Raw genomic sequence first — 11,494 nt, 5'->3', positions numbered from 1 at the left:
ATTGGCCACGGTTTTAGAGTCATTCCAATATAAACGTTCTGACTCATTTGGCGTTAACCCAAAAAGTAACCAAAAAGTAAGGACAGCCATATCTTTTGTGTTCTGCGCACTCCTCTACTAGGCTTTATATTACCTTGATTTTCTCTGTATGGAGCCTGTGATGACATCGGCCAGAAGACAGTTAATTGATGCTAATGCGACACCTTTCTATCATGTGATAAATCGCTGTGTTCGCAGGGCTTTTCTGTGCGGTGAAGATAAACTGTCAGGTCGCAGTTATGAGCATCGTCGCGTCTGGATTGTTGATAAAATCAAGGCATTATCTGCGATTTTCTGCATTGATATTTGCGCCTATGCGGTGATGAGTAATCACTATCATTTAGTGCTCAAAATTGATGTCGACAAGGCTAAATCGCTAACGCAAAAAGATATTATTCGTCGCTGGTGTCAAATCACTAAAGGCCATGCTGTCGCCACTAAGTATATGAATGGTGATGCTTTAATCGACGGTGAAGTGATGTTACTTGATGCATTACTCGCCGAGTGGCATGAGCGACTGAGCAGTATCTCTTGGTTTATGCGCTGTTTAAATGAAGAAATTGCACGTAAGGCCAATCGTGAAGATGAGTGTAAAGGCGCTTTTTGGGAAGGCCGTTTTAAGTCACAAGCCTTGTTAGATGAGCAAGCACTGCTGGCGTGCATGATGTATGTCGATTTAAATCCTATTCGAGCAGGGATTGCCGACTCCGTGCAATCCTCTGATTTTACATCGATTCAGGAGCGCGTGAATGCACTTAATCCTAATATCAACGCGCCCAAACTGGCCAAAAATACCGCAGATAACCTACAGCAAATACCACATAAAGCCCTCGCAAAATTTGATGGTTCAACACTTCTGAGTCAGCAAACGGGTATTCCGTTTCATTTTGCCGATTATCTTGAGTTAATAGATTGGACGGGACGAGCTATGCGCCTTGATAAAAAAGGCTATATCAATAATGAACGGCCAAAACTGCTCAATGAATTAGGCATTTCGCCCGATGCGTGGCTCACTTCAGCCAAAGAGTTTCGCCGTCAATACAGTGGCATAAGTGGTCGATGGGATAGCATGTGTGAGTTTAAAAAGCAGCACAACTGCGGAAAATGGTGTAAAGGTAAAGCCTCAAGCCAAGCATTACATCCTTAAGCGCATCATGGCCGACGATTCTGCGCTTAGAATTGTTTTTTTATACGAAATGAAGATAATTTCGCGCAAAACTTAGCTCATTTCTGTCCAATAGAGTGGTGTCTATAATCGTTAGGATTAGATCTAGTGTTTAAAACCAACAGGTTACGCAAGCACTCGAAAGGTGTGCCATGGTGATTAGCGAGACGATAGTCCGCCCCATGGACGGGGCGGTCGAGCATCCACGGACTGGCTGCGAGTCGGTGAGTGAATGCCATGGCAAGCCATTATGATTGGCTTGCAGCAACAGCTAAGCATACAAAGACTAAATTAACTGCTCATCCCGCTCAATTTTCATAAAAAACCAAATAAAAAAGGCGGCAGGTGAAATTCACCCTGCCGCCCTAATCCTTGATTACTTTTTTCTAGCTTCTAGATAGCTTCTCAAATTCTTCTATATTGCTAGAGATTTCAAGGCTATTCACTTCGAAAGGCGTTGCTAGTCTTAAAGCCGTCTTGCCTCGATCACACTATCGACTTGAGTCAGTTTCGATAACACCCGCGATAAACCATCGAGGTTATAAAGCTCTAGTTCCAACTCAATCGCGGCGGTCTGGTTTTTGGTATCCGATGACGAACTCATAGCCAATACATTGGATTTTTCGGCCGCCAGCACTGAGGTTAAGTCACGCAATAAGCCACTGCGATCGTGGGCCAATACCCGCAAACGCATCCGATAACCGCCGGAGTAATTTTCGCCCCAGACCACATCGACACCACGCTCTGGGTGAACCCGCATTAACTCTTTCACTTGTTCACAATCGGCGCGATGCACAGAAATACCACGGCCTTTAGTGATAAAACCTAAGATTTCATCACCGGGAACGGGCTGACAACAACGGGCGATATGGTTAAGTAAGTTACCCACACCGTTGACTTCAACCTGACCACGGCCACTGGAGGTCGGCTTATGTTGACCTTTCTTAACTAACTCTTCGACCGCATCTTCTTCTGACACTTCGTCGAGTCGCAGACGACTCTGAATATGGTTAACCACTTGATGCAGACGCACATCACCGCCGCCAATTGCCGCCAGTAAGTCATCCATACTCGCCATATTAAAGCGCTCGACCGCAATGGCCGCGTCTTTAATTTTAAGGCTCACCCGCGCCAGTTCGGATTCGAGCATTTCTTTGCCGGCGACAATATTCTTGTCTCTGTCCTGCTGCTTAAACCAATGCTGAATTTTCGAACGCGCCCGCGAGGTACGGATATAACCTAAGTTAGGGTTAAGCCAGTCACGCTTAGGATTGGGCTGTTTCGAGGTGATGATCTCGATACGCTCGCCCGTTTCAACCTGATAGGTGAAAGGCACAATACGGCCATCGACCTTAGCACCAATACATTTATGTCCCACTTGGGAGTGAATGTAATAGGCAAAGTCGAGCACGGTTGAGCCCAGTGGCAAGTCGACAACTTCACCGCTTGGGGTGAACACATAGACTCTGTCTTCAAACACTTGGCTGCGCACTTCTTCGACCAAGTTGCCACTTTCGACCACGTCTTCCTGCCATTGCAGAATTTTACGCAGCCAGTTAATTTTTTCTTCGTAGCCGCTTTGCTTACCGGAATGATTGCCTTCTTTGTATTTCCAGTGCGCGGCCACACCCAGCTCTGCATCTTCATGCATGTCTTGGGTACGAATTTGAATTTCAACGGTTTTGCCCTCAGGCCCCACCACTACGGTATGAATCGATTGATAACCGTTAGGTTTAGGGTTAGCGACATAGTCGTCAAATTCCCGCGGAATATGGTGCCAAAGCGTATGCACAACACCTAATGCACCATAACAATCCTGCAAACGCTCAGTCACGATACGCACGGCGCGCACGTCAAACAACTCATCAAATTTGAGGTGCTTGCCCTTCATCTTGCGCCAGATACTGTAGATATGTTTCGGCCGGCCGTAGACCTTAGCGCGAATTTGGTCTTCATCTAATCTTTGTTGTAACTGACTGACAAACTTGTCGATAAAGACTTCACGATCCAGTCGTTTGCCGTCTAACTGCTTAGCGATGTCTTTATAGGTATCTGGATGCAGGTAGCGAAAAGAAATATCTTCCAGCTCCCACTTTAGTTGACCTATGCCTAAACGGTTGGCCAGCGGCGCATAAATATCGGCAATTTCGCGGGCCAGTAGCACGCGAGTTTCTTCATCGGCATTTTTCACCGCCCGCAGCAAACACACACGCTCAGCAAGCTTAATCACCACTGCACGCACATCTTCAACCATCGCCAATAACATGCGGCGGATGTTGTCGATTTGCGGCTCGGTGGAGCGACTGTTGGGATTGATTTTCAAGGCGCCGATGGCATTCATGGTCACAACGCTCGCCACTAAACGCGCCAGAGGCTCACCAAATTTTTCTTTGATGGCGTCTTCGGTCAGTAACCCAGCATCGAACACCACAAACAGAATCGCCGCTTGCAGGGTTTCAATGTCCATGTTCAGCGGTGCGAGGATTTCAATCATCTCTCGAGCACGTTCGAGCAGTTCTCTCTTCGCTGCAGGACTCTTGGCGGGTAAGGCGTCAATCTGCCCTATCAAGGAGAGCAGCATCTGCGCTTCATCGGCATGACCGACATAGCGAGCCACCCAATCTTCTAAGTGAAAATCGGGATCATTAAAGTGCGCTTCGCGAACAGAGACCATCTAATTTATTTCCTTATCCGTGCTCAGAGAGAAAGTGGGCACCACTTCAGCTCTCCTATCTTCAGCATTGGCGCGAACTTGTCAAACCCAACCGACGTAATAATCACATTTTTTACGTTATTCAAACGCTTTGCTTACTTTGCCAGCGCAAATTACTTGGTTAATTCAAACAGTGCCATGGCTTCGATATGGTGTGTTTGTGGGAACATGTCGATAAGTCCCAATTGCTGTAATCGGTAACCGCGCTCTAACAGTACAGCGCTATCGCGAGCCAAGCTCGCAGGATTACAAGAAACATACACGACTTTGCGCGGCTTCATTTTCTTCAGCCATTGCAAGCTTTCAAACGCCCCAGCACGGGCAGGATCGAGCAGTAATTTATCAATTTTGCCCATCCAAGGCTCAAGGGATAAATCCGCGCTTAAGTCGCCATGGTAAAAGGTCAGTTTATCAAGATTGTTGGCTTTCGCGTTCACCCGTGCCTGAATCACCATCTCGGCAACCCCTTCGACGCCAATCACATCCGCGCCCATTTTCGCTAAGGGCAAACTAAAATTCCCCATGCCGCAGAACAAATCCAAAATGCGCTCTTCAGGTGCTGGCGCTAACCAATCCATCGCTTGAGCGACCATGGCCTTGTTAATTTGTCCGTTCACTTGCACAAAGTTACCGGGAGTGAAGCTTAAACTCACCGCATCCGACTCAGCTTTGTCATCTAACAGCTGATAAACCGGTAACACTAACTCAGCGCCAACGCCTTGGAATTGGCCTTCATTATCCTGCAGACAAATGTGGATCTGATGCTGCTCAGCAAAGGCTGACAGCTTAGCGAGATCTTTATCGTTTAGCGCCTTAGTGATACGCAGCACGGCGAAGTGACCATTATCGGCGGCAATTAACTCAAGATGGCCTAAGCTGGCTTTAGCCGTTAATTGATTCAGCAACTTAGCAAAGGGGACGATCAAATCTGATAACGGCTTAGCTAACACCTGACACTGACTGATAGGCACCACATTGCTGCTACTAGCGGCACGAAAACCTAAGCTTAAGTGTTTAGTATTTTTATCAAATAAAGTCGCAAGACGGGCACGGCGACGATAATGCCAACCTTCCCCCGTTAATGCGGGCGATAACGTGCCGCCTTCGGCGCCGGCAAACTTAGCCATAATATCCAGCAGCGCCGCTTCTTTATGCTCACGCTGGCCCGATAATGACATATGCTGTAAGTCGCAGCCGCCGCAGGTGTGATAGTGTGGACACTCAGGCTCGACGCGCTCAGAGCTAGGTGTATCGACTTTAATTAACTTAGCGCGGGCATAATTTTTCTTTTGCTCGGTGAGCTGTACCGTCACGGTTTCACCGGGCAGTGCGCCGGGGATAAACACGACTTTACCTTGATGTTGTGCTATACCTGCCCCTAAGTGATCGAGCTGATTGACGCTCAGCGATAACTTAGCCGACAACTGTTTGGAACTATTTGGTTTTGCTTTAAAAAATTGCGCCATTTCGGCCTCTAAATCAATAAAATACTGGCAAAGACCGCCCTCTTTCTGGCAGTCTTATAAAATTATCTTAGTCTCTGTTACAGGAAACACCGCCGCTGCTATGAACCCAGTCAACAACATGACCAAATACAGCCTACGTTCTTGGGTTCTTGTACTGGCGCTCGCGCCAACAATCTTGGTCGGTATCCTTCTGGGCAGCTACTTTACCATAAACCGTTTTTATGAGCTCGAAGATACGCTCGTCGAACAGGGCAGCAATATTATCGAGCCGCTGTCGATTGCCAGTGAAATCGGTTTAGTGGCCAATGATCGCGAGGCGACCAAACGCTTACTCGCCGCGGCGCAGCTCAACAAATCTACTCTAGTGAAATCCATCGCGATTTTCGATGCCAATAATCAGCTCTTTGTGACCTCGCATTACCACAAAGATTTTGAAATTATGCGCTACAAAGAAGCGCTTAACACACTGCATAAAACCGAAATTGAGCATGTGGGCGACAGCCTGATTTTACGGACACCGATTTTCTCCACCGGCCCCAGCGCCGCTCCCGCCAATTACGATATCCAAACCGACGATGGTCAGCTGTTAGGTTATATCTCCATCATCATCAATAAAGAACGTGCCCTACTCGAGCAGCATAGAGCCGCCGTCGCCGCCTTTATAATCGTGTTGATCGGGGTGCAGTTGAACCTGCTGTTCACTTTCCGGCTGGTGAAAAACGTCACTCAGCCCATTACTGAAATGGTGCGCGTCGTCGCTAAAATCCGTGAAGGTAAATTGGACGCCCGCTTAGATGGCAACTTGATTGGTGAGCTCGACTTACTCAAACGCGGCATCAATGCCATGGCGGGGTCGCTATCGGAATACCATGATGAGATGCAGCAAAATATCGACCAAGCGACTTCGGATCTGCGGGAAACCTTAGAGCAGATTGAAATCCAAAACGTCGAGTTAGATTTAGCGAAAAAACGCGCCCTAGAAGCCAGCCGAATTAAATCAGAATTCTTAGCCAACATGTCCCACGAGTTACGTACGCCGCTCAATGGCGTTATTGGTTTTGCACGGCAATTGGTGAAAACCCCTTTGCATTCGAGCCAAGTGGATTACATCAAAACCATTGAGCGCAGCGCCACTAACCTGCTGGGCATCATCAACGACATTCTCGACTTTTCTAAACTCGAAGCCGGTAAAATGGTGTTGGAAAACATGCCCTTCGGTCTAAGGGAAACCATAGGCGATACCATCACGCTAATCTCGGGCAGCGCTCAGGCCAAGGGCCTAGAGCTCGTCGTTGATATCGCCCCCAACGTGCCCGACAATGTTAATGGCGATGCCATGCGCGTTTGCCAAATCATCAATAACTTGGTCGGTAACGCGATTAAATTCACCGATTCTGGCAGCGTGATGGTCAAAATCGAACTGCAAAGCCAGTCGGAAGAACAAGTGGTACTGCGTTGTGATGTGGTCGATACCGGTATTGGTATCGATGAAAGCCAGCAGGACTTTTTATTCCAAGCCTTTGGCCAAGCCGATTCGTCGATTTCCCGCCGCTTTGGTGGCACAGGCTTAGGTTTAGTGATCACTAAGCGTTTAGTGAATCAAATGGGCGGCCAAATCGGTTTTACCTCATCCCCAGAAAAAGGCTCAAACTTCTGGTTTAGTTTGCCGCTCGGCTTAGGTCAGTTCCAAATCGGTGACTCACTACCACTCGAAAAACTCAAAGACAAAACCATACTGTTTTATGAGCCCAGAGTGCTGACTCATGCAGTCTTGAGCCGACAATTGAATCAATGGGATACCAAAGTGACTCACCATCAGCATATCCCAAGCTTGCTGACCACACTCAACACGGCCGAAGCGCCATACGACTATGTTCTATTGAGTTGCCATGGGTTTAGCGATGCAGGACAACTAGTGAGTACACTTAACTTGGCGAAGACCAAAACTGATTGTCTTGTGGTGCTATACGATTGCCAAGAACAAGACGCCTTAACCCAATTTATTCGCCCGAATGCCGATGTGGTGTTGTCTCTGCCCGTGAGTGAGCACCAGCTTGCCCGCAACTTACTCTATCCACCGATGGAATACGACATCATAGCCCCAGTGACCATAGCCACGCCGGCGGCGCGCCAATCCTTAACCGTACTGGCGGTGGATGATAACTTTGCCAACTTAAAGCTAATCGACACCTTGCTCAGCGAGTTAGTGACGACGGTTATCGCGGTCAACAGTGGCGATGAAGCGGTTAAACAGGCGAAGACTCGCACCTTCGATTTGATTTTTATGGATATTCAGATGCCAGGCACAGATGGTATCAGCGCCACTAAGCAAATTCGCCAAGGCTCGATGAACCGTAACACGCCAATTATTGCCGTGACGGCCCATGCGATTGCTGAAGAACGCGAGCTGATTTTAGGCAGTGGCATGGATGGATATTTACCGAAACCTATTGATGAAGCGGCGCTCAAAGACGTTATCCATCGCTGGATCACTCGGCCTAAATTCACCCATTTTGACCTGCATACGCTGAACTGGGATTTATGCTTAACTCAAGCTAATCACAAAGCAGACCTCGCCTTAGACATGCTGAGAATGTTGCTCGACTCTTTACCGCAAACCGTTTCGACGATTCAAACCGCGCTGAGTCAAAACGATCATCCCGTCATGCTCAGTACAATCCATAAACTACATGGTGCGAGCTGCTACTGCGGCGTGCCAACAACCCAAAGATTATGCCAAGAAATAGAATCGGCGCTAAAACGTGAAACAGCGGTCGAAGATCTCGAACCCGAAATACTAGAGTTACTTGATGAGTTAACTAAGGTAGAATCTGCGGCAAATCAAGTGATATCACAGCTATCAGCGGAAATAACAGATGACCAAAAAAACGGGCTTCTTTAAACGTCTTAAGGCGTTAACACTGCCACAAAAACAACTCTTCGCCACTGCACTTTGCCAACGCATGTTGCCCAACTATCAACTGTTTTCCGAAGTCTGTGAGTTTGGTGACCCTGCTGTGTTGAGTACTGCGTTAGAGCTACTGTGGCAATCCCTGTACGATCCTAAGCTTAAATTCAATATCGATGTGCATCTGCAACGTCTTGAAGATAACACCCCTGAACCCGCTGATTTTGAAGCCTATGGCGTCTATCCAGCCATGGACGCTGTGGTCGCCATATCAACCTTATTGGGTGCGATTCAAGGCAAGATTGAAGAAGATATCGTCAATATCAGCAAACTGTCATCGAGCACAGTGGCTAACTATATCGAAGCCATCAGCGATGTCGATTTAGTCGATGAAGCATTAGATGATTTTGTTTTTGCCCATGAAGTTATGGAAGAAGAGAAAGAGTTACAAAATTCTCTGCTGGAAATTATCGAAGAAAATCCAAAGATCACTGCGGAACTGGTCAAAGGTTTACGCAAAGACATTATCGAAGCGGGCGTATCAAATATCGGCATCAGCGTCGCTTAATTGATGGGGTGCTTGGGGTAACTCAGGCACCCTTATTTCTAAACAATATGTCTAAACAATGTTTCTTAATAATGTTTCTAAACAATAAGCCTCTAGTCTCGACAGCAATCACTTTCAAGCAAGCCCAAAACGAGTAAAACTAAAGCTAGCAAGTTCCATCAGCCAATATTGAGTTATTCCAATGAAAAAGATTGTTTATCAAGGATTTGTCTTAACCAATAGCGAAGGACGAACTGACAGTTGGAAACTGACTATCAAAGATCAGCAGCGTATCGGTTCTTTATTCGAACTGCGGCGTTTAGTGGGATACTTCTTAGAACTCGGCATATTACCCGCGACACGCTCCAGCTTGCAGGACGCGAAACAAACGCAAAATACTATGAGCAAAAACACGGTAAAACCTAAAAGACGTTAAAAATCAGTTCCCCCTCGTTAAATCAACGCATAGAGAATAACTCTGGCGCCTTTGACTGCATAAACTCAATAAAGACTCTTACCTTTAGCGGCTGCTGGCTGCGCTGATGATATAAAATCGAAATCCGCCTCTGCTCGCCAATCCATTCTGGTAATAATACTTTAAGTTTCCCTTCTTTAATCTGCTGTTTTACAAATAGTTCGGGACCATACAAGATCCCGCCATGGCCTAAGGTCGCCTGAATCGCACCGTGTAAATCCGTGAGGGTCAACTTAGTTGGGCCATTAAAATAGAAAGACTCACCGCTCGGATGCTTTAAATGCCAATTAAACAGCGGCCAGACTTTTATCAGTTGATGGGCTTCGAGATCGTCGGGATGCTCAAGTTTAGGTGCCTGAGCCAAGTATTCTGGCGTGGCAAACAGGCAATAATCCAGCTCGCCTAAGGTACTCGACACCCAAGAAGAATCAGGCTGAGCCCCGCCGACAATCGCCACATCTATGCCCTTGTCGATCAAATCCACTAACTCATTGCTCTGGGAAATGTGTAAACGGATATCGGGATACAGGCGGCCAAATTCATTAAATGCTTGAATAAACACGATGGAAATAATCGAAATCGGCGCGGCGATGCGCAAGGTGCCCTCGGGTTTATCGCTGCCCGCACCACTCAGCTCATCAAATTGGGCAACCACACTCTGGTAGCGTTGAAAGAGCGCCAGTCCTTCCTCCGTCAGTCGTAACTTGCGGGTGCTGCGCATAAAGAGCTGTTTATCGAGCTTCTCTTCCAACTTCGCTAACTTGCGGCTCACTGTGGCAATGGGCATATCAAGCTCCTTCGCCGCCTGCGAAAAACTGCCCGCATTGACTAAATGCACAAAAAGGTAGACAAGTTGTAGTTCAGCGCCTAAATCATCACTCATTGCATGTCCTAATTCTGTTCTAGCTGCCCACTTTAGGCACTATATAAAGTCATCAACAATCACAGCGTACGCTAAGTCATTGTGTTTTAAACATCAATTAATCCACTTATACGACCATAGCGCAATAGCCTTAGACTGAAATGATATGTTATTTTGTGGCGAGTTTTACTGCGCTGGCGCTAGTTCTGGTTCTAACGTGACATAAAAAAGGCAAGCGCCCACCTAAAATCATAGCGATAGTAGAAATGACGGTGGTGGCTGAGTTTATTCAAATTTAATCGTAAGGATGAGTGAGGGAAATGACCATTTTAACCCCTCTGTTTGCCGTCTTCGGGATCATGTTGCTCGGCACACTAGTGCAAAAATTAAAACTCTTGCCCGTCGATACGGATCAAGTGCTAAACCAGTATGTGTACTATATTGCGTTCCCTGCGATCATGCTTATCGCCCTCGCCCAGCAGCCGATTGATGAAATTTTGCAATGGGGATTTATTGCGGGCTACAGCACGGCTATGGTGATTACTTATCTTGTCTGCCTTGGGCTCTCGCTGCTTGCTAACCCTAAACAGCATGCGGTTGCCGCCATTCGAGCCCTCAATGCCACCTTTGGTAATACCGCATTTATTGGTATTCCACTGCTTATCCTCTTATTCCCGCAGCAGCAAAGTGCGTTAGTCGCCGCCGCGATTGCCAGCTTATTATCCGTGCTGATGTTTGCCGTCGCCTTAGTCTCGATGGAACTGGCCACAAACACCCAAAGACAACACCACGCCTTAGTCATAATGATGATGGCGGTCGGTAAAAACCCTATCGTTATTGGTAGCTTGATTGGCGTCGGCATTTCGGCGCTAGAGATAAAACTGCCCTCAGGGCTGGCGCTAATGATCCAACAAATTGGCAATACCTCAAGCCCGTGCGCGCTGTTTGCCATCGGTATGGTGCTCGCCAAAGCGATGCGCTACCAGAAAGATAGCAGCGTATTTAGCCCCAAGAATTTTATCGAACTGAGCCTTATCAACCTCTTCAAGCTGGTTATCCAACCGGCACTCGTCTACTTTATGCTTTGCCGTTTTGGCGTGGGCGGCGACTACCTGATCATGGGCGTGCTCTTGAGCGCACTGCCCACTGCGGCGAGCGTGTACTTGCTCGCCCAGCGCTATAACACTCAAGCTTCAACCAGTGCTCAGGGCATTCTATTTGGCACCTTAGTTACTTTCTTCAGTTTGCCTATCTTAGAAAGCTTAGTAAGAACCCATGCATAATCAGTTAATTAAAAATATTTACTGCCAATAATGCCG

The 11,494-nt window shown here is 47.3% G+C and carries 8 protein-coding genes; 5 read left to right on the top strand and 3 right to left on the bottom strand.

Annotated features, from left to right (window positions below; translation table 11 throughout):
- Positions 1-160 precede the first annotated feature (160 nt).
- On the top strand, positions 161-1,186 hold the full coding sequence (locus tag Q4Q52_RS17895) for a transposase (protein ID WP_311991252.1): 1,026 nt from the start codon (positions 161-163) through the stop codon (positions 1,184-1,186).
- 484 nt (positions 1,187-1,670) lie between these two features.
- Here the strand turns inward: Q4Q52_RS17895 and relA are convergent, their stop codons facing one another.
- Positions 1,671-3,878, bottom strand: coding sequence for a GTP diphosphokinase (gene relA / locus Q4Q52_RS17890; RefSeq protein ID WP_311991251.1), 2,208 nt, complete (start codon positions 3,876-3,878; stop codon positions 1,671-1,673).
- Positions 3,879-4,030: 152 nt separating this feature from the next.
- On the bottom strand, positions 4,031-5,383 hold the full coding sequence (gene rlmD, locus Q4Q52_RS17885) for a 23S rRNA (uracil(1939)-C(5))-methyltransferase RlmD (protein ID WP_311991250.1): 1,353 nt from the start codon (positions 5,381-5,383) through the stop codon (positions 4,031-4,033).
- Between the two features lie 100 nt (positions 5,384-5,483).
- Here rlmD and barA point away from each other — a divergent pair, with 100 nt between their 5' ends.
- From barA to Q4Q52_RS17870, 3 genes are all read left to right on the top strand, one after another.
- The gene (barA, locus tag Q4Q52_RS17880) at positions 5,484-8,285 is read left to right on the top strand and encodes a two-component sensor histidine kinase BarA (protein ID WP_006086870.1); all 2,802 of its coding nucleotides are present in this window, start codon (positions 5,484-5,486) and stop codon (positions 8,283-8,285) included.
- The gene (locus Q4Q52_RS17875; RefSeq protein WP_006082631.1) at positions 8,260-8,859 is read left to right on the top strand and encodes a YjaG family protein; all 600 of its coding nucleotides are present in this window, start codon (positions 8,260-8,262) and stop codon (positions 8,857-8,859) included. The genes barA and Q4Q52_RS17875 overlap by 26 nt, the downstream gene beginning before the upstream one ends.
- A gap of 181 nt (positions 8,860-9,040) precedes the next feature.
- The gene (locus tag Q4Q52_RS17870; protein ID WP_006082632.1) at positions 9,041-9,274 is read left to right on the top strand and encodes a DUF3319 domain-containing protein; all 234 of its coding nucleotides are present in this window, start codon (positions 9,041-9,043) and stop codon (positions 9,272-9,274) included.
- A gap of 22 nt (positions 9,275-9,296) precedes the next feature.
- On the opposite strand, the gene Q4Q52_RS17865 is transcribed toward Q4Q52_RS17870, so the two are convergent.
- The gene (locus Q4Q52_RS17865) at positions 9,297-10,196 is read right to left on the bottom strand and encodes a LysR family transcriptional regulator (RefSeq protein WP_311991249.1); all 900 of its coding nucleotides are present in this window, start codon (positions 10,194-10,196) and stop codon (positions 9,297-9,299) included.
- 299 nt (positions 10,197-10,495) lie between these two features.
- On the opposite strand from Q4Q52_RS17865, the gene Q4Q52_RS17860 reads away from it, so the two are divergent.
- Entirely contained in the window at positions 10,496-11,458 is a 963-nt protein-coding gene (locus Q4Q52_RS17860; RefSeq protein WP_311991248.1) for an AEC family transporter, read from the top strand.
- Positions 11,459-11,494 lie beyond the last annotated feature (36 nt).

The sequence above is a fragment of the Shewanella sp. SP1S2-4 genome, assembly GCF_031932075.1.
Classification (GTDB): Bacteria; Pseudomonadota; Gammaproteobacteria; order Enterobacterales; family Shewanellaceae; genus Shewanella; species Shewanella baltica.
Note: the sequence above shows the minus strand (reverse complement) of the source record. Positions and strands in the feature narration are given on the sequence as shown.

Coding starts and splice junctions, on each gene's coding strand:
- relA (WP_311991251.1), bottom strand. CDS start 3,878: ATGGTCTCTGTTCGCGAAGCGCACTTTAATGATCCCGATTTTCACTTA.
- Q4Q52_RS17875 (WP_006082631.1), top strand. CDS start 8,260: ATGACCAAAAAAACGGGCTTCTTTAAACGTCTTAAGGCGTTAACACTG.
- barA (WP_006086870.1), top strand. CDS start 5,484: ATGAACCCAGTCAACAACATGACCAAATACAGCCTACGTTCTTGGGTT.
- rlmD (WP_311991250.1), bottom strand. CDS start 5,383: ATGGCGCAATTTTTTAAAGCAAAACCAAATAGTTCCAAACAGTTGTCG.
- Q4Q52_RS17895 (WP_311991252.1), top strand. CDS start 161: ATGACATCGGCCAGAAGACAGTTAATTGATGCTAATGCGACACCTTTC.
- Q4Q52_RS17870 (WP_006082632.1), top strand. CDS start 9,041: ATGAAAAAGATTGTTTATCAAGGATTTGTCTTAACCAATAGCGAAGGA.
- Q4Q52_RS17860 (WP_311991248.1), top strand. CDS start 10,496: ATGACCATTTTAACCCCTCTGTTTGCCGTCTTCGGGATCATGTTGCTC.
- Q4Q52_RS17865 (WP_311991249.1), bottom strand. CDS start 10,196: ATGAGTGATGATTTAGGCGCTGAACTACAACTTGTCTACCTTTTTGTG.